The sequence below is a fragment of the Actinokineospora lacus genome (assembly GCF_053813445.1).
In genome coordinates this window covers 157006-174819 of sequence record NZ_JBQERA010000006.1, presented here as the reverse complement: position 1 = coordinate 174819, position 17814 = coordinate 157006, and the positions used below count along the sequence as shown (strand labels likewise).

Annotated in this window: 18 protein-coding genes and 1 pseudogene; 11 read left to right on the top strand and 8 right to left on the bottom strand. The window is 73.2% G+C overall.

What is annotated here, in order from left to right; translation table 11 throughout:
- Positions 1 to 144: 144 nt before the first annotated feature.
- Both ACTG9Q_RS16650 and ACTG9Q_RS16645 read right to left on the bottom strand, forming a co-directional pair.
- Complete coding sequence (locus ACTG9Q_RS16650) at positions 145 to 894, bottom strand: SDR family NAD(P)-dependent oxidoreductase (protein WP_455573692.1); 750 nt, start codon at positions 892 to 894, stop codon at positions 145 to 147.
- On the bottom strand, positions 891 to 1403 hold the full coding sequence (locus ACTG9Q_RS16645; RefSeq protein ID WP_455573691.1) for a cupin domain-containing protein: 513 nt from the start codon (positions 1401 to 1403) through the stop codon (positions 891 to 893). The genes ACTG9Q_RS16650 and ACTG9Q_RS16645 overlap by 4 nt, the downstream gene beginning before the upstream one ends.
- Positions 1404 to 1559: 156 nt before the next feature.
- On the opposite strand from ACTG9Q_RS16645, the gene ACTG9Q_RS16640 reads away from it, so the two are divergent.
- Positions 1560 to 3125 (top strand): putative PEP-binding protein, encoded by a 1566-nt coding sequence (locus tag ACTG9Q_RS16640; RefSeq protein WP_455573690.1) that lies wholly within the window; start codon positions 1560 to 1562, stop codon positions 3123 to 3125.
- Between the two features lie 5 nt (positions 3126 to 3130).
- Here ACTG9Q_RS16640 and ACTG9Q_RS16635 read toward each other — a convergent pair whose 3' ends face one another.
- A complete protein-coding gene (locus tag ACTG9Q_RS16635; RefSeq protein WP_455573689.1) occupies positions 3131 to 3712 on the bottom strand; it encodes a sigma-70 family RNA polymerase sigma factor in 582 nt (193 codons plus the stop codon).
- Between the two features lie 63 nt (positions 3713 to 3775).
- Here ACTG9Q_RS16635 and ACTG9Q_RS16630 point away from each other — a divergent pair, with 63 nt between their 5' ends.
- Together ACTG9Q_RS16630 and ACTG9Q_RS16625 are read left to right on the top strand one after the other, a co-directional pair.
- The gene (locus ACTG9Q_RS16630; protein WP_455573688.1) at positions 3776 to 4450 is read left to right on the top strand and encodes a zf-HC2 domain-containing protein; all 675 of its coding nucleotides are present in this window, start codon (positions 3776 to 3778) and stop codon (positions 4448 to 4450) included.
- Positions 4451 to 4564: 114 nt separating this feature from the next.
- Entirely contained in the window at positions 4565 to 5674 is a 1110-nt protein-coding gene (locus tag ACTG9Q_RS16625; protein WP_455573687.1) for a peptidoglycan DD-metalloendopeptidase family protein, read from the top strand.
- A gap of 80 nt (positions 5675 to 5754) precedes the next feature.
- Here the strand turns inward: ACTG9Q_RS16625 and ACTG9Q_RS16620 are convergent, their stop codons facing one another.
- Complete coding sequence (locus tag ACTG9Q_RS16620; protein WP_455573686.1) at positions 5755 to 6525, bottom strand: SDR family oxidoreductase; 771 nt, start codon at positions 6523 to 6525, stop codon at positions 5755 to 5757.
- A gap of 179 nt (positions 6526 to 6704) precedes the next feature.
- On the opposite strand from ACTG9Q_RS16620, the gene ACTG9Q_RS16615 reads away from it, so the two are divergent.
- From ACTG9Q_RS16615 to ACTG9Q_RS16605, 3 genes are all read left to right on the top strand, one after another.
- On the top strand, positions 6705 to 8333 hold the full coding sequence (locus ACTG9Q_RS16615) for an ABC-F family ATP-binding cassette domain-containing protein (RefSeq protein ID WP_455573685.1): 1629 nt from the start codon (positions 6705 to 6707) through the stop codon (positions 8331 to 8333).
- 187 nt (positions 8334 to 8520) lie between these two features.
- Entirely contained in the window at positions 8521 to 8730 is a 210-nt protein-coding gene (locus tag ACTG9Q_RS16610) for a helix-turn-helix domain-containing protein (protein ID WP_189213154.1), read from the top strand.
- Between the two features lie 249 nt (positions 8731 to 8979).
- Positions 8980 to 10848 (top strand): ABC transporter ATP-binding protein, encoded by a 1869-nt coding sequence (locus tag ACTG9Q_RS16605; protein ID WP_455573684.1) that lies wholly within the window; start codon positions 8980 to 8982, stop codon positions 10846 to 10848.
- 14 nt (positions 10849 to 10862) lie between these two features.
- Here the strand turns inward: ACTG9Q_RS16605 and ACTG9Q_RS16600 are convergent, their stop codons facing one another.
- Positions 10863 to 11045, bottom strand: coding sequence for a DUF397 domain-containing protein (locus ACTG9Q_RS16600; RefSeq protein ID WP_455573683.1), 183 nt, complete (start codon positions 11043 to 11045; stop codon positions 10863 to 10865).
- Positions 11046 to 11132: 87 nt separating this feature from the next.
- Here ACTG9Q_RS16600 and ACTG9Q_RS16595 point away from each other — a divergent pair, with 87 nt between their 5' ends.
- Positions 11133 to 11276 carry a hypothetical protein gene (locus tag ACTG9Q_RS16595; RefSeq protein WP_455573682.1) on the top strand — a complete coding sequence of 48 codons (144 nt, stop codon included), beginning with the start codon at positions 11133 to 11135 and terminating at the stop codon, positions 11274 to 11276.
- A 10-nt stretch (positions 11277 to 11286) separates the two neighbouring features.
- On the opposite strand, the gene ACTG9Q_RS16590 is transcribed toward ACTG9Q_RS16595, so the two are convergent.
- The 3 genes from ACTG9Q_RS16590 to ACTG9Q_RS16580 form a co-directional block, all read right to left on the bottom strand.
- Positions 11287 to 12006, bottom strand: a complete 720-nt coding sequence (locus ACTG9Q_RS16590) for a sugar isomerase domain-containing protein (RefSeq protein WP_455573681.1) — start codon at positions 12004 to 12006, stop codon at positions 11287 to 11289.
- A gap of 28 nt (positions 12007 to 12034) precedes the next feature.
- Entirely contained in the window at positions 12035 to 12601 is a 567-nt protein-coding gene (locus tag ACTG9Q_RS16585) for a nucleotidyltransferase family protein (protein ID WP_455573680.1), read from the bottom strand.
- A 246-nt stretch (positions 12602 to 12847) separates the two neighbouring features.
- Positions 12848 to 13672 carry an alpha/beta fold hydrolase gene (locus ACTG9Q_RS16580; protein ID WP_455573679.1) on the bottom strand — a complete coding sequence of 275 codons (825 nt, stop codon included), beginning with the start codon at positions 13670 to 13672 and terminating at the stop codon, positions 12848 to 12850.
- 157 nt (positions 13673 to 13829) lie between these two features.
- Here ACTG9Q_RS16580 and ACTG9Q_RS16575 point away from each other — a divergent pair, with 157 nt between their 5' ends.
- The 4 genes and pseudogenes from ACTG9Q_RS16575 to ACTG9Q_RS16560 all read left to right on the top strand — a co-directional run bounded on the left by ACTG9Q_RS16575 (position 13830) and on the right by ACTG9Q_RS16560 (position 17745).
- The gene (locus ACTG9Q_RS16575; RefSeq protein WP_455573678.1) at positions 13830 to 14510 is read left to right on the top strand and encodes an alpha/beta hydrolase; all 681 of its coding nucleotides are present in this window, start codon (positions 13830 to 13832) and stop codon (positions 14508 to 14510) included.
- Positions 14511 to 14522: 12 nt separating this feature from the next.
- Positions 14523 to 15797 carry an NAD(P)/FAD-dependent oxidoreductase gene (locus ACTG9Q_RS16570; protein ID WP_455573677.1) on the top strand — a complete coding sequence of 425 codons (1275 nt, stop codon included), beginning with the start codon at positions 14523 to 14525 and terminating at the stop codon, positions 15795 to 15797.
- Positions 15785 to 16480: pseudogene (locus tag ACTG9Q_RS16565) on the top strand (DUF1365 domain-containing protein); the annotation flags it as partial. The gene ACTG9Q_RS16570 and the pseudogene ACTG9Q_RS16565, both read left to right, overlap by 13 nt.
- A gap of 44 nt (positions 16481 to 16524) precedes the next feature.
- A complete protein-coding gene (locus ACTG9Q_RS16560; RefSeq protein ID WP_455573676.1) occupies positions 16525 to 17745 on the top strand; it encodes a class I SAM-dependent methyltransferase in 1221 nt (406 codons plus the stop codon).
- Positions 17746 to 17814: the final 69 nt, after the last annotated feature.

Below are 17814 nucleotides of genomic sequence, written 5' to 3'. Positions count from 1 at the left end.
GAATACGACACCGGTATGAGGACGATCCGTCCCGCACCGCCTGCGGCCGGACTGATCACGACTCTCCCGCCCCCACATCTGAAACACGGTCTAGCCGTGTCAGCGGTCAGGCTGATCCCATACAGGGCTACCGGTTACACGGGGCTACCAGCTCGGCCGGGCCGTCATCCCGCCGTCCACCGCGATGTCCTGGCCGCTGACGAAGGCCGCCATCGGCGATGACAGGAACACGCACACGTCCCCGACGTCGGACGGGGAGGCCATCCGCCCCAGCGGGACCGCGGCCATCCACCGCCGCACCCCGTCCGGCCACCGCTGCGCCAGCCCGTCCCGCTCGACCAGCCCCGGGGACACGGTGTTGACCCGCACCCCCAGCTCCCCGTACTCCAGTGCCGCGGCCCGCGCGTGCATGATCAACCCGGCCTTGGCGGCGCTGTAGTGGGCGTGGCCCGCCGCGGGCGCGCGTCCCTCGATGGAGGCGATGTGCGTGATCGCCCCGCCGCCCGTGCGCCCCATGAACCGCACCGCGGCCTGGGTGACGCTGAACGCGGAGGTCAGGTTGAGGTCCACAGTGGACCGCCAGTCGGCCGCCGACATGTCCGCCAGCGGGAGCACGGGCTGCACCCCGGCGTTGTTCACCACCGCGTCCAGCCGCCCGGCCCACCCGGCGGCCTCCTCGACCAGCCGCTCGCACTCCGACTCGGCCGCGAGATCCGCCCCGATGGCGACCGCCCTGACCCCCAGCGCCCCCACCAGGTCCTCGGCCCCGGCGCGGTCGCGGTGGTAGTGGGCCACGACCGCCGCCCCCGCCCGCGCGAACCGGCGCGCGATCCCGCCGCCGACCAGGCCGCTCGCCCCGGTCACCAGCACCGACGTGCCCCGCAGATCGATCATCGCTCGTCCACTCCCAGCGGCATGGCTGTTGGCGCGTCGGGGCGCGACAGGGCCCGGATCAGCTCCGCCTGTGCCGGGTACGCCAGGGCCAGCACCTCCGGATCGCCGCCGATGTAGTCCGACGGCACGAAACCCGGCGCCATCGTCGTCCCGCACAGCGCCCACGACCCGCCCGGCGCGACCCGCGCGCCCATCCACGTGCCCGCGGGGACGGTGAGCTGGACGTGGTGCCCGGCGAGGATGTCCGGCCCCAGCACCGCCACCCGGCTCTCGGCGTCGAGCAGCAGCAGTTCCACCGGGTCGCCGAGGTAGCGGTGCCACACCTCGTCCACCGGCAGCCGGTGCAGCGCGGAGAACCCGTCGCCCTCGGTCAGCAGGACCAGGATGGCCGACCCGGCGGGACGGCCCGCGGTCACCACCCCCGCCCACGTGCGCCGGTAGAGCCCGCCCTCCGCGGGCAGCGGGACCAGGTCGAACCGGGCCGCGACGTCGTCGGCTGTTACCTCCACGCCCTCACATTACGTCAGCGGATAACCGGCCGCGATTGATCGGGATTCCATGCTGCGCACCGCGGCGGAACCGACGACGATCGGGGCGACCCGCGAGACGAGGAGCACGACGATGGGCGATCCGCTCGACGCCGCACCGGTCACGATCGAGCCCGCGTGCTGAGGGGAGTCCCGGCGGTCCCGGGGACCGCGGTCGGCCCGGTGGCCCGGCTCGCCCCGGCCCCGGTGCTGCCCGCCGTCGCGCCCCCGCCGGGCGCGGACGAACACGCCCTCGCCCGCGCCGCGCTGGACACCGTGGTGGCCGAGCTGGTGGACCTCGCCGCCGGGCTCGACGGCGAGCTGCGCGACATCATGGACACCCAGGTGATGATGGCCCGCGACCCCGGCCTCGCCGCGGGGATACGGGACGCCGTCGACAAAGGACTCCCGGCGGCGTGGGCGGTGCACGAGGCGTTCGGCGTCCACGTCGCGGCGCTGTCCTCCCTGGGCGGCTACCTCGCCGACCGCGTCGGCGACCTCACCGCCCTGCGCGATCGCGCCATCGCCGTCCTCCTCGGCCTGCCCCGCCCCGGACCGCCCGCGGGGACCGATCCGTACGTCCTGGTCGCGGTGGACCTCGCCCCCGCGGACACCGTGACCCTGGACCGGGCCCGCGTGCTGGCCATCGTCACCGAGAAGGGCGGCCCGACCAGCCACACCGCCATCGTGGCCCGCGCCATGGGCATCCCCGCCGTGGTCGCCTGCCCCATCGCCGAGCTGGCCGAGGGCGTCCGCGTCCTCGTCGACGGCGCCGCGGGCACCGTCGAGCCCGACCCGCCCGAGGAGTCCGCGCGCCGGGCCACCGCCAAGACCCGCGAACCGGCCGCCCACACCGGGCCCGGCCGCACCGCCGACGGCCACCCGGTCGCCCTGCTCGTCAACATCGGCGGTGAGCCCGGCGGGAACCCGGAGGCCGAGGGGGTCGGCCTGTTCCGCACCGAGTTCCTGTTCCTGGACCGCGCCGAGGCCCCCAGCGTCGCCGAGCAGCGCGGCGCGTACGGCGCGGTGTTCGCCGCGTACCCGGGAAGGCCGGTCGTGGTGCGCACCCTCGACGCGGGCGCCGACAAGCCGCTGCCCTTCGCCACCGCCGCCGACGAGCCCAACCCGGCCCTCGGCGTCCGCGGCTATCGCACCGTCCGCCGCAACCCCGACCTGCTGAGCGCGCAGCTGGAGGCCATCGCCGCGGCCGCCGCCGACCACGCCGCCGACGTCCGGGTCATGGCCCCGATGATCGCGACCTGCGCCGAGGCGGCGGCCTTCGCCGCGAGCGCCCGCGCCGCGGGCCTGGCCGCGGTGGGTGTCATGATCGAGATTCCGGCCGCGGCGCTGCGGGCCCCGGAGATCCTCGCCGAGGTCGATTTCGTCAGCGTCGGCACCAATGACCTGGCCCAGTACACCTTCGCCGCCGACCGCCTCCTGGGCGAGCTGGGCGACCTCCTCGACCCCCGCCAGCCCGCCCTCCTGGCCCTGGTCGCCGAGGTGGCCCGAGCCGCCAGGGCCGCGGACAAGCCCGCGGGCGTCTGCGGTGAGGCGGCGGCCGACCCCGGCCTGGCCCCGGTCTTCGCGGGCCTGGGGATCACCAGCCTGTCCATGTCCGCCCCGGCCGTCCCCGCCGTCCGCGCGGCCCTGCGCGCCCGCACCCACGCCGAGTGCGTGGCCCTGGCGGCCGAAGCCCTGGCCTGAGCGGGTCAGCTCACGTCCGCGTCACGGTGGCCGTTGGCGGCGATCAGGTCGCCGCGCGCCCGCGCCACCCGGGACCGGACCGTCCCGACAGGACAGTCGCAGATCTCGGCCGCCTCCGCGTAGGTCAACCCGAGCACCTGGGTCAGCAGCAGCGCCTCGCGCCGGTCGGGGGACAGCCCGGCCAGCAACTGCCCCACCTCCACCACCTGCTCGAACCCGGCCGCGTGGCTCGCCGCCCGCGCGGCGTCGGAAACCTGGCGGTAGTCCGCGGAGTAGGCGATCGCGGGCCGCGCGCCGCGCGCCCGCAGGTGGTCCACCACGGTCCGCCGGGCGATGGACAGCAGCCAGGTGCGCGCCGACGAGCGGCCCGCGAAGCCGGGCAGGCCGCGCAGCGCGCGCAGGTAGACGTCCTGGGTCAGGTCGTCGGCCAGCCGCGGCTCACTCAGGTGGGCCACCAGGCGCCACACGTCGCGCTGGGTCGCCCTGATGAACCGCTCCAGCGCGGCGCGGTCGCCGGACCGGGCGGCCAGCGCCCAGGCGGTCGCCTCGTCCCATGAGGACGCGTCGTCACTGTCCGAGATCGCCACGGGCGCGACAGTAGTGGAGGAACCCAAGGGAACTCTGAGAGCCGCGCGGACGACAACCACCCCGTGGAGTGTGAAACCTGCCGGGAAGCCCTGTCCGCCCGACTCGACGGCGAGGCCGAGCCGGTCGACGCGCACCTGGCCGACTGCGCCGCCTGCCGGGCCTGGCACGCCGACGCGGCGGACCTCACCAGGGCGCTGCGCGTCCGCGAGGCCGTCCCCACTCCCGACCTGGCCGACGCCGTCCTGGCCGCCGACCCGCGCCGCGAGCCCGCCGGGTACCGCAGGCTCGCCCTGGGCGTCGTCGCCGTCGCCCAGCTCACCCTCGGCATGGCCCAGCTGCTCGGGGTCACCCACGGCCCCGGCCACTCGCACGTGCTCAACGAGTCCTCGGCGTGGACGATCGCGCTCGGCGCCGCTCTGGCCTACGCGGCGTTCCGGCCCGCGGCGGCGACCGGCGTGCTCGTCGCGACCGGTGGGTTCCTCGGCGTGCTGACCCCGTTCGCCGTCATCGACCTGGCCGTGGGCGCCGCCACCGCGAGCCGGGTCGCCACCCACGCCATCCTGCTGCTCGCCGTCGGCCTGCTGATCGCGGTCCGCCCCGGCGGTGACGCGGCGGGTTCGCGGCGTCCGTCACCGGGGTCGCGCACCGCCGCCGACCAGCCCGCGGAACCCGTGCGCCGCGACGGCGATGACGGACGAAGCCGCTTGCGGCCAGTCAGCCGCAAGTCTGCCGCCTAATGGTCACTGGGTGCCGAAGTGTTTCGTGACTTTCCGTCCAGAACGCGGACATACTGGCCATTCGATCCTTTACGAGGAGGTCGATTCGTGTCCCCTGCCTTACGAATCCCCGTCTTGACCGCCACCATCCTCGCCGCGGGCGCCTTGGTCGTCGCGCCGAGCGCCGTCGCCGTCCCCGCTGACCCCGTCGCGGCGGTCACCGCCGCCATGTCCGAGCGCGGGCCGGTCACCCCGCGCGTCACCGTCACCCGCCGCGACGGCGACTGGGCCTTCGGCACCGCGGTCGCGCTCGGCACGCCGGGCACCGACCGGATGCCCGACGGCTGGCTGTTCCTCGCCGAGCGCACCCGCGGCGGCTGGAAGGTGGCCTTCGACGGCCAGCCCGCCTTCGCCGAGCTCGCCGCGGCGGCCCCGCTCGTCAAAGCCGAGGAGAAGCCGCTCTTCGCCCAGCAGGACGGCGTCCAGCCCGCAGCGGGCGGCGACTTCCGCACCGGCATGTCCCTGCCGTGGGCGACCGGCCAGACCTGGGGTATGCCCGGCGGCCCGCACGGCTGGGCGGGCACGCCCGCCCCGTGGAGCTCGCTGGACCTCGCGGGCGGCGACCAGCGGGTCCGCGCCGCGCGCGCGGGCACGGCGTACACGATGTGCAAGGGCTGGATTCGCGTGATCCACGACCGCGGCTACGCCACGGACTACTACCACCTCTGGAACAACATCAACGTCAACGGCGCGGCCGTCGCCCAGGGCGCCTACCTCGGCGACACCGGCACCGACGTCACCTGCGGCGGCTCGGCGCTGGGCAGGCACGTGCACTTCGCGCTCCGCCAGAACAACGCCTACGTGGACATCGCGGGCCACAACCTCGGCAAGTGGGTGCCGCAGAACGGCGGCTCGGCGTACTCGGGCTCGGCGCTGCACGGCAGCGCGCGCGTCAACGCGGGCGGCTCGCTCTACAACTACGGCGCCCTCGGCTTCAACCAGGGCGTGGTGGACACCAACGGCGGCGGGTCGGTCAACAAGCGCTCCGGACCCGGCACCGGCTACGGCGTGGTCGGCTCGGTCACCGACGGAGCCACGGTGACGGTCTCGTGTTCGTCCAACGGGACCTCGCACACCGGCCGCTACGGCGCGACCAGCCTGTGGAACCGCCTCAGCGACGGCACCTGGATGAGTGACGCGTTCCTCTGGAGCGGCGTCAACGGTCCCATCGCCGGGTACTGCTAGCTGGTGAACAGGGGTCCGGGCGGTGGTCGCGCGGTGGGGATCACCCGCGACCGCCTGCCCGGGCCCGCTGCCGGGCCGTGTCAGCCGAGCGTTCCCGTGGCCAGCAGCCCGCCGTCCACCCGCACGCACTCCCCGGTGATCCAGCCCGCCTTGTCCGAGGCCAGGAACGCCACCAGCTCGGCGACGTCCTCGGGCACGCCGAGGCGCTTCATCGGGTACGCCGCCGACGCGGTGTCCTCGCCCTGGGAGTACAGCGCCTCGGCGAAGCGGGTCTTGACCACTCCCGGCGCGACCGCGTTCACCCGGATCTTCGGGCCGAGCTGCCAGGCCAGCTCCTCGGTCAGCCGGATCAGCGCCGCCTTCGAGGCCCCGTAGGCCGCGATCACCCCGGTGGAGCGCAGGCCCGCCACCGAGGCGATGTTGATGATCGAGCCGCCGTGCTCGCCCATCCACGCCTTCACCGCGAGCTGGACGTAGCCCAGCGCCGCGACGACGTTGGTGTCGAAGATCTTGCGCACGCCGTCGAGGTCCACGTCGACCAGTGGGCCGTACACCGGGTTGATGCCGGTGTTGTTGACCAGCACGTCCAGGCTGCCGAACTCGGCGACGGTGCGCTGCACGACCTCGGCGCGCTCCTCGTCACGCCCGGTGTTGGCGGCCACGGTCAGCACCCGCGCGCCCGGCACGGCGGAGCGGATCTGGGCCGCGGCCGCGTCGAGGGTGTCGGGCTTGCGCGCGGAGATGGTCACCGCGGCGCCGCCGCGGGCCAGTTCGGTGGCGATGGCCAGGCCGATGCCCCGGCTGGCCCCGGTGACCAGCGCGGTCTTCCCGGTGTACTCGGCAGTAGTCATGCCGGGCACTGTAGCTAAGCGAGCGCTTAGTCGCGAGCACCGGAAACGCACTCGTCCGGTCCGGCTACACTCGAGACGTGGTCATCACCGATTGATCGGCGGGTGCGCTCGCGGGCTACGGCGCGCGGGCCGCTGACCCATGCCCCGGCTCGACCACCCAATCTCGGAGAGATATCCACGTGATCACCGCCACTGACCTGGAACTGCGCGCCGGTTCGCGCATCCTGCTCGCCGATGCCGCGCTGCGCATCCAGCCCGGGGACCGCATCGGCCTCGTCGGCCGCAACGGCGCGGGCAAGACCACCACGCTGCGCGTCCTCGCGGGCGAGGGCGAGCCGTATGGGGGCACCGTGCGCCGCTCCGGCGAGCTGGGCTACCTGCCACAGGACCCCCGCGAGGGCGACCTGTCGGTGACGGCCAAGGACCGCGTGCTCTCCGCGCGCGGCCTCGACGAGCTCTCCCGCGGCATGGAGAAGGCCCAGACGGCGATGGCCGAGCTGGCCGACGACGCCGAGCGCGAGCGGGCCGTGCGCCAGTACGGGCGGATGGAGGAGCGCTTCTCCGCCCTCGGCGGGTACGCCGCGGAGAGCGAGGCGGCCCGCATCTGCGCGAACCTGGGCCTGGCCGACCGCGTCTTGGCGCAGCCGCTGAGCACGCTGTCCGGCGGCCAGCGCCGCCGGGTGGAGCTCGCCCGCATCCTGTTCGCCGCCTCCGAGGCGGGCGCGGGCGGCGGCTCGGGCACGATCCTGTTGCTCGACGAGCCCACCAACCACCTCGACGCGGACTCCATCGGCTGGCTGCGCGGGTTCCTCAAGGGCCACTCCGGCGGCCTGGTCGTGATCAGCCACGACGTCGAGCTGCTCGGCGACGTGGTCAACAAGGTCTGGTTCCTCGACGCCACCCGCAGCGAGGTCGACCTCTACAACATGGGCTGGCAGCGCTACCTCGACGCCCGCGCCAGCGACGAGAAGCGCCGCCGCCGCGAGCGGGCCAACGCCGAGAAGAAGGCCGGGGCGCTGATGGCCCAGGCCGACAAGATGCGCGCCAAGGCCACCAAGGCCGTCGCCGCGCAGAACATGATCAAGCGTGCGGAGAAGCTGGTCTCGGGCCTCGACGACATCCGCCAGGCCGACCGGGTCGCCAAGATCCGCTTCCCGGAGCCCGCCTCCTGCGGCAGGACGCCGCTGACCGCCGAGGGGCTGAGCAAGTCCTACGGCTCGCTGGAGGTCTTCACCGGCGTCGACCTGGCGATCGACCGCGGCTCCCGGGTGGTCATCCTCGGCCTCAACGGCGCGGGCAAGACCACCCTGCTGCGGCTCATGGGCGGCATGGAGAAGGCCGACTCCGGCAAGGTGGTGCCGGGGCACGGGCTGCGGATCGGCTACTACGCCCAGGAGCACGAGACCCTCGACCACAACGCCAGCGTGTGGTCCAACGTCCGCCACGCCGCGCCGGACGCCCCTGAGCAGCAGCTGCGGTCACTGCTGGGCACGTTCCTGTTCCAGGGCGAGCAGCTCGACCAGCCCGCGGGCACGCTCTCCGGCGGTGAGAAGACCCGGCTGGCGCTGGCGGGGCTGGTGTCCAGCGCGGCCAACGTGCTGCTGCTCGACGAGCCGACCAACAACCTCGACCCGGCCAGCCGCGAGCAGGTCCTCGACGCGCTGCGCCGCTACACCGGCGCGGTGGTCTTGGTCACCCACGACCCCGGAGCGGTCGAGGCACTCCAACCCGAGCGGGTGATCCTGCTCCCCGACGGGAACGAGGATCACTGGTCGCCCGACTACCTGGAACTCGTGCAACTTGCGTGAAATTGGCCGTTTTCCTGGGCTCTCGTAATAGCGAGATCACGCACCGTCCTCGCTTCGGTATCGGCCGTGATCATCGAGTTCGACACGTTTTTGTCATCTCGTCTGGCATTCCGCGCCACCGTGTTCGATCATTGCGGCGGTAGGGACCATCCGTGGGCCCCGCCACTTGCGACGGAAGGCGGACAACGTGGCTGACCTCAAGAAAGGCGCTCGGATCACCGGCGCCATGCGGGACAAGCTGGCCACCGACTTGAAGAAGAAGTACGAGAAGGGCGCGAGCATCCGCGCCCTCGCGGAAAGCACAGGGCGATCCTATGGATTCGTGCACCGCGTGCTCTCGGAGTCAGGAGTGACGCTGCGGGGCCGGGGCGGCGCCACGCGAACCAAGAAGAAGTAGCCCGCGGATCGACGCGGAGGTTCCGGTGTGGTGCCAACATCGGAATCCGCTGCGGAAACCGGAACGATCAGTCGAATCGGAGTCGGAAACCGAGTCCTGATCCCGCATGATCGTTCCCGGTCCCCGCCGCGTCCGATGTGGACCGGCCCTCTCCCGGCGTGCCCGGGAGATCACTCAGTGCGCGCGTGCCGCCGTGGGAAGATCTCCGGCGGTGTCGGCGTTGCACTGGGGTTGGGAGGGGGTCGGCCGATGGACAACGCGCGAAGTTTCCTGCGCGGCTCAATGCGGGCAGCGGACACGCCCAAGGAGCTGCGCACCGGGACCCTGCGGCGGGTCATGGCGTTCAGCCGCAGCCACCGCAGGCGGCTGGTGTGGTTCCTGCTGCTGACGGTCGTCTCGGCCGTGCTGACGGTGAGCACCCCGCTGTTGGCCGGCCGGGTCGTCGACGCGATCGTGGCCGGGTCGTCGGTGTCGACGGTCGTCTGGCTGGCCGTGGCCATCGCCGGACTGGCCGTGGTCGCCGCGGGCCTCGGCGTCGCCGAGCGCTGGCAGTCCGCCCACATCGGCGAGGGCCTGATCTACGACCTGCGCCGCGCGGTCTACGAGCACGTCCAGCGGATGCCGGTGGCGTTCTTCACCCGCACCCGCACGGGCGCGCTGGTCAGCAGGCTCAACAACGACGTGATGGGCGCGCAGCGGGCGTTCACCTCGACGCTGGCCGGACTGGTCACCAACGTGATCCAGCTGGTGCTCTCGCTCGGGGTGATGATGACCCTGTCCTGGCAGGTCACGCTGCTGGCGCTGGTCCTGCTGCCGGTGTTCGTCCTGCCCGCGCGCCGCATGGGCAGGCGGATGGCCGACCTGCAGCGCGAGGCGGCCGGGCTGACCGCGTCGATGCACACCCAGATGACCGAGCGCTTCTCCGCGCCCGGCGCGACCCTGGTCAAGCTGTTCGGCCGCCCGGCGGTGGAGACGGCCGACTTCAGCGCGCGGGCGGGCCGCGTCCGCGACATCGGGGTGCGCACCGCGATGGCGACCCGATGGTTCATGACCGGCCTGCAGCTGGTGTCCGCGCTGGCCCAGGCGCTGGTGTACGGGCTGGGCGGCTACCTGGCGCTGCGCGGGGAGCTGGCCCCGGGGACCGTGGTGGCCCTCGCGCTGCTGCTGACCCGGCTGTACACCCCGCTGACGGCGCTGGCCAACGCCCGGGTGGACATGATGACCGCGCTGGTGTCCTTCGAGCGGGTGTTCGAGGTGCTGGACCTCAAACCGATGATCGAGGAGCGGCCACAGGCGGGGTCGCTGCCGCAGGGCGGCCCGGTGTCGGTCGAGTTCGACGACGTCCGGTTCGGCTACCCGCCCGCGGAGAAGGTGTCGCTGGCGTCCCTGGAGGAAGTGGCGGTGCTGGACCGCCGCGGTGGGACCGAGGTGCTGCACGGGGTGTCGTTCGTCGCGGACGCGGGGCAGATGATCGCGCTGGTCGGGTCGTCGGGGGCGGGCAAGTCGACCATCGCGGGCCTGGTGCCCCGGCTGTACGACGTGGACTCCGGCGCCGTCCGGCTGTCCGGGGTGGACGTGCGCGACCTGACGTTCGACTCCCTGCGCGAGACCGTCGGCGTGGTCACCCAGGACGGGCACCTGTTCCACGACAGCATCCGCGCCAACCTCACCTACGCCGGCCCGTCGGCCACCGACGACGACCTGTGGGCGGCCCTGCGCGGCGCCCGCCTCGACACCCTGATCGCCGCGCTCCCCGACCAGCTCGACACCGTCGTCGGCGAGCGCGGCTACCGCTTCTCCGGCGGCGAGCGCCAGCGCCTCACCATCGCCCGCCTGCTCCTGGCCCAACCCGGCGTCGTCATCCTCGACGAGGCCACCGCCCACCTGGACTCCTCCTCGGAAGCCGCCGTCCAAGCCGCCCTGGCCGACGCCCTCCGCGGCCGCACGGCCCTGGTGATCGCCCACCGCCTGTCGACCATCCGCGCCGCCGACAAGATCCTGGTGATCGAGGACGGCCAGATCGCCGAACAGGGCACCCACGAAGAACTCCTGGCCGCCTCCGGCCGCTACACCGAGCTGTACCGCACCCAGTTCGCCAACGAGGACGCCGTCGCCTAGCTGACTGGCAGCGGCTAGCGGGTCAGGTTACTCCGGAAGGCGTCCCACCCTTGGGTGGCGAGGACGAGGACAGGCCCGGAGGCGTTCTTGGTGTCGCGGATGCCGACGACCGCTCCGCCGTGCGCCATGGCCACGCACGCCTGGGTTGCGTTGCTGCGGCTGCTCTTGCGCCAGTTGGTGAGGTTCGGGGGGACCACGGGTGACTCCTCTAAGCTCTGGACTCGCCGATCTCACTGATCTGATGAGCCGAATCGAGCGCCAAGCTGGGCGGCCCCAGTTCCCCGTTGACCATCAGCGTCGACCGGGAGGGCGCGGCCAGGCTCGAAGCCTTTGTGGGCGCGGCGAAAGCGGCGTTGATCAAGCACCTCGACGAGCAGGACGCGAAGTACTTGATCCGCCCGGCCATTGCGACGGATCAGACTCCGTAGACGTCACTCGTCAGCCGAGGTGGGGGACTCGGTCGCCGTACTTGTCGAGGAGGGTGGCGTTGGCGGTGTCGCCGCCTTCGACGTTGGAGCTGCGCCAGCGGGGGAGGTCCACGCCCGCGGCGGTGGCGCGGTCGTGGAGGCGGGCGAGCATCTGATTCCACAGGAAGGCGTTGCACAGGGTCGAGAGGGACGCGGTGACGGGGGAGTCGGCTGGGTAGGCGACGTCGCCGGGGCCGGTGAGGGTGTCCAGCAGGATGGTGGCGTGGTGGGCCAGCAGGGCGCCCGCGCGGCGGGTGGCGCCCGCTGACGACGCCGGTGAGGTGACCGCGACCACGGGGCAGCCCGCGTCCAGGGCGGTCTGGGCGAGTTCGACCGGGAACGGGTTGACGCCGGAGTTGGAGAAGATGAACAGCACCTCGTGGCCGCTGCGGGGCACCTCGGCGAAGACCTCGGCGGCCAGGCCGGTGCGGCGTTCGGCTGCGGTGGCCTGGCGGGCGCCGCCGAAGACCTGGAGGTCGTCGTGGACCAGGGGGCGCACGCAGGCCAGGCCGCCCGCGCGGAAGAAGGTCTCGGCGACGGCGGCCAGCGAGTGGCCCGCGCCGGAGGTGAGCACGAGGCCGTCGGCGCGGACGCAGGCCAGCACGAGGTCGGCGGCGTCGTCGAGGGCGTCGGCGTTGTGCTCGGCGACCTTCGCCAGGTGGGCTAGGGCCAGCTCGCCGTAGGTGTCCACGGTGCCTCCTCGGGGTCGGTGTCGGTGCTCACGGCAGGTCTTCTGGGCGGTCGGCGTCGGCGCCGTCGGCGATGTCCGCGCACGGGACGCCGACCACGGGGTGGGCCGCGAGGTAGGGGCGGGCGCCGGCGTCCCCGACGGCCTGGGCGGCGATCTCCGCCCAGTGATCGCGGCCGAGCAGGACGGGGTGGCCCGGGCTGCCGTCGTAGGTGGCGCGGGCGAGCGCGTCCGGGGCGGCCAGGGCCGAGACCCGGCGCACGGCCGCCGCCGTCACCCCGGGTGTGTCCACAGTGAGCACAATCGCGGCGTCCACGGCGAGACCGTCGAGAGCGGCCAGTCCGGCGCGCAGCGAGGAAGCCATGCCCGAGGCCCAGTCCGGGTTCTCGACGACGTGGACAGCGGAGTCGGCCACGTGGGCGGCGACCTCGTCGGCCGCGGCGCCGGTCACGACGACGACCGGCGCGCACCCGCCGTCGGCGAGGGTGGCGACGGCGTGGTCGACCAACAGCGCGCCGCGGTGCGGGGCGAGGGCTTTGGGCATACCGAAGCGCCTGCCCGCGCCCGCGGCGAGGAGCAGACCGGCGGGGGCCGTCATGCGGGCAGCCTAGAGGCAACGGCGAGATTGATCGAGAGCCGGGAGCCGGGTGTCTTTGCCTGCCCGGTTTTTGGCTGGGCGGCCGGGCGGCGGCACTCGGCCGGCGAGAAGCTGGACTGTCGAGAAATCCGGCGTAGGACACCGACGTCCCAGGCCGGAAGGTCGGTGTCTTTGTCGGTGGTACTCGGGATCTTTCCCGGTGCGGCCTGCGGGAAGCTGGGCCGTCGAGAAGTCCGGCGCGGGACACTAGGTCAGGTGCGCGACCAGCACGGCGCTCATGGCTTCGGGGATCTCCCAGAGCATCCAGTGCGACACGTCTTCCAGCAGTTCGAAATGGTATGGACCATTCGTCCACTTCGCGCAGCTCAGGGCGGCCGTGGAGCCGACGGCGACGTCCTCGGTGCCCCAGAGGTACAGCACCGGGACCGCCACCGGGTCGGGGAGCACCGGGCGGCGGGACGAGCGGAACCAGTTGAGCGCGGCGGTCAGCGCGCCGGGCTCGGACAGGCGGGCGACGTAGTCGGCCACCGCCGAGGGCGGCAGACGGTACTCGAAGATCGCGCGCAGCGCGGCGGCGTCGTCGGCGAGCAGGCGGCGTTCGGCCGAGCGCTCCTTGAACACCGCCAGGTGCTGGGAGCGCATGGCCTGGTCCTCGTCGGTGCGGGCGGCCTCGGCCAGCGCCGACGGGTGCGGGGTCGACAGGGCGGCCAGGGTGCGGACCCGGTCGGGGTGGGCCGCGGCGGCGTGCCAGCCGACGGTGGCGCCCGCGTCGTGGCCGACGAGGTCGAAGGTGGTCCAGCCCTGGGCGTCGGCGATGGCCAGCACGTCGCCCACCAGCTCGTCGACGTGGTAGTCGGCGGGCCGCTCCGGGCGCACGCCGGGGGAGTAGCCGCGCTGGTCGACGGCAACCGCCCGGTACCCGGCCCGGCCCAGGGCGGCGACCTGGTGCTCCCACACCGTCGCGGCCTCGGGGAAGCCGTGCAGGAGCAGGACGGGGCGGTCGTCGGGGGAACCCGCCGCCAGCGCGTCGAAAATGCCCGCCTCGGTCGCGATCCGCAGGTGTTCGATCACGGACGGCAGCCTACGCGCCAGGACCGACACCCCACCGGGACCGACTCCACCGGACCGACTCCTCACCGGGACTGACTCCCGCCGAATCGACTCTCCACCGGGACCGACTCCCACCCGGGACCAAACCGCCGAGGACCCTGGTTGCGAAGATTACTGCGTGGACGAACCAAGCCTGCGCCGCTTCGGCCGTGGCGACGCGCGGGCCGCCGTGCTCGTGCTGCACGGCGGTCGTGAGTGGAGCACCGCGCGCGTGACCTCCCGCCAGCTCGCCTACCTCCGGATGGTGCCCTTCGCGGTGGACATCGGGCGGCGGGGGCGCGGGGTCGCGGTGTACCTGCTGCGCAACCGCTACCGGGGCTGGAACCCCCCGGCCGAGCACCCGGTCGAGGACGCGCGCTGGGCGCTGGCGCGGATCAGGGAGCGCCACGGCGGCGTACCCGTCGCGCTCGTCGGGCACTCCATGGGCGGGCGGGTGGCGCTGCGGGTGGCCGGGGACCGCGACGTCGTCGGCGTGTGCGCGCTCGCACCGTGGACGAAGCGGGGCGAGCCGGTCGAGCAGCTCGCCGGACGGGCCGTGCTGATCGCCCACGGCGACCGCGACCGCACCACGGAGCCTGCGCTGTCCTTCAGCTTCGCCGAGCGCGCCCGGCAGGTCACCGACCGGGTGGCCCGTTTCCACGTGCACGGCGATGGCCACGCCATGCTGCGCAAAGCGGGCGCCTGGACCCGGCTGACCACGGGATTCACTTTGGGGGTCCTCGGCACCCAACCGCTTGATCCGGTGGTGACGAATGCCTGGCGCCAGCCCGCGCCGGACGGTCTGCGGGTGCCGATGTAGAGGGAGGACGCCGTGCTGGGTGTCGATCGGGACCGGGTCGCCGTGATCGGGAGCGGGGTGTCCGGCCTCACCGCCGCCTACCTGCTCCAGCGCCGCTACGACGTGACCCTGTTCGAGTCCGACGACCGCATCGGCGGCCACGCCCACACCCACGACCTGCCCACCAGCGACGGCCGGGTCGCCGCGGTGGACAGCGGGTTCATCGTCCACAACGAGCGGACCTACCCGAACCTGCTGCGCCTGTTCGCCGAACTCGGGGTGAGCACCCGGGACTCGGAGATGTCGATGAGCGTGCGCTGCGAGGGCTGCGGGCTGGAGTACGCGGGAGCGCGCGGCGCGCGGGGGGTCTTCGCCCAGACCGCCAGCGTCGCCAGGCCGCGCTTCCTGCGGATGCTCGCCGAGGTCAAACGCTTTCACCTGCACGCGAGGCGCGTCCTCGACGGCGACCCGGGCGACACCACGCTGCGCGCGTTCGTCGTCATCGGCGGCTATTCGCGCTACTTCGTCGACCACTTCCTCATCCCGGTCGTCTCCGCGGTGTGGTCCTCGGGGCCGGAGCCGACCATGCGCTACCCCGCCCGCTACCTGTTCGAGTTCCTGCACCACCACGGGTTGCTGGCCGTCAGCGGCTCGCCGCGGTGGCGGACGGTCGTCGGCGGCTCCCGCGGCTACGTCGAGCGGGCCGCCAAGGGCCTCTCGGCGGTGCAGGTCTCCACCCCGGTGCGCGCCCTGATCCGCCACGGCGACCACGTCGAGGTCCGTGACGACGCCGACGACCCGCACCGCTTCGCGCGGGTCGTCGTGGCCACGCACCCCGACCAGGCCCTGCGCTTACTCGCCGCGCCCACCGACGCCGAGCGGGCTGTCCTGGGCGCGTTCGAGTACTCCGTCAACGAGACACTGCTGCACACCGACACCTCGATCCTGCCCCGCGCCCGCGGCGCGGCGGCGTCCTGGAACTACCTCAAGCCCACGTGCTCCGCGGACGGCGGCCCGGTCCGGGTCAGCTACCACATGAACCGCCTCATGCGCCTGACCGAACCCGAGGACTACGTGGTCACCCTCAACGCCGAGGACCGCGTCGACCCGGACAAGGTGTTGCGCCGCATGGTCTACGAGCACCCGATCTACACCCCGGACACGCTGGCCGCCCAGCGCGGCCTGCCGGGTCTCACCGACGAGCGGGTCGCCTACGCGGGCGCCTACCACGGCTGGGGCTTCCACGAGGACGGCTGCGCCTCCGGGGTCCGCGCCGCGGAGGCGTTCGGCGCCGGATGGGCCCGATGACCGCGCTGCGCGACAGGAGCGCCCTGTACGACGCCGAGGTCACCCACACCCGCTTCGAGCGCGTCGAGCGCGCCTTCCGCCACCGCGTGCACTACTGGCTGGTCGACCTCGACGCCTTGCCGCGACTGGGCCCGCTGGCGGGCTTCCGCGCCGCCGACCACCTCGGCGACCCGGCAGCCACCATCAAGGACAACCTGGCGTCCTGGCTCGCCCGCCACGGCGTCACCGTCCGCGGCCGGGTGCTCATGCTCGCCAACGCCCGCGTCCTCGGCCACGTGTTCAACCCGCTGACCCTCTACTGGGTGCATAACGAGGACGACGAGGTCGAGTGCGTCGTCGCCGAGGTGCACAACACCTATGGCGAGCGCCACTGCTACCTGTTGCGCCCCGACGAGCGGTCCCGGGCCTGCGTGGACAAAGAGTTCTACGTCTCACCGTTCTTGGAGACGGGCGGCGAATACCTCATGCGCGTCCCTCGTCCGGGTGTCACGCTTTCGGTGACGATTACCCTGCGCCAGGCCGGGAAGACACCTTTCACCGCCACGGTGTCCGGCACCCGCCGGTCGCCGTCGGCCGGGGAGGTGGTCCGGATGGTGCTGCGCGGGCGCCTGCTGCCCCAGCGGGTCAGCGCCCTCATCCGCAAGCACGGCATCGCCCTGTGGCTGCGCCGGATACCCGTTGTCCCCCGACCGCGGCACGTTCCCCAGGATGGTGTCCAGCGACCGAGATGCCGACGCGCGCCGACACCGCCGGGCGGTGGGGAGCGCTGTCCAGCCCGCCGTGCGACCCCTTCCGCGCCCGCATCGCCCGCGCGCTGTTCACCAACGCGGTGCGGACCCTGTCCGTGCGCGTGGTCTACCCCGACGGCACCCGCGCGGGCGCGGGCGGCCCGGGCTCCCCGGTGATGCGGGTCGAGCGCCCCGAGGCGTTCTTCCACCGCCTCGGCGTGGACGCCAAGATCGGGTTCGGCGAGAGCTACATGGCAGGCGACTGGTCCAGCACCGCGCTGGCGGAGGTGCTGACGGAGTTCGCGGCCCGGATGGGCACCCTCGTCCCGCCGCGCCTGCAGGCGTTCCGCCGCTGGGTCGACCGCCGCCAGCCCGCCACCGAGGAGAACACCCCGGTGGGCTCGCGCAGCAACATCCAGCGCCACTACGACCTGTCCAACGACCTGTTCGCCACTTTCCTCGACGAGACCATGACCTACTCATCGGCGTGGTTCGCCCCCGGCTGCGCCGACCTGGCCGCGGGCCAGCTCCGCAAGATCGACGGCGTCCTGGACTACGCCGGGGTCGGCCCGGACACCCACGTCCTGGAGATCGGCACCGGGTGGGGCGCCCTGGCCATCCGGGCCGCGCGGCGCGGCGCCCGGGTCACGACGCTGACCCTGTCCGCCGAGCAGAAGGCGCTGGCCGAGAAGCGCGTCAGCGAGGCCGGGGTGGCCGACCGCGTCCAGGTCGTCCTGCGCGACTACCGCGAAGCCCAGGGCTCCTACGACGCCGTGGTCAGCGTGGAGATGATCGAGGCCGTCGGCGAGCGCTACTGGCCGACGTACTTCGCCACCGTGGACCGCCTGCTACGCCCTGGGGGCCGGTTCGGCCTGCAGTCCATCACCATGCCGCACGACCGGATGATGGCCACGCGCGAGTCGTACACGTGGATTCACAAGTACATCTTCCCGGGCGGCATCATCCCCTCCACGGAGGCGATCGAGCAGACCCTGGCCCGGCACACCGATATGCGGGTGCGCGCCTTCCGCGACTTCGGCCTGGACTACGCCGAGACGCTGCGCCAGTGGCGCGTGCGCTTCCTGGACCGCTGGCCCGAGGTGTCGGAGCTGGGCTTCGACAGCACGTTCCGCCGGATGTGGGAGTTCTACCTGGCCTACTGCGAAGCCGGATTCCGGTCCGGTTACCTGGGCGTCCGCCAGCTCTCGATCGGGCGCTGAGCAACCTCCCCCGGGCGCGCGGCGTCCCTTCAGTAAGCAGTGGGAGACTCCCACACGGAAGGAAACGGT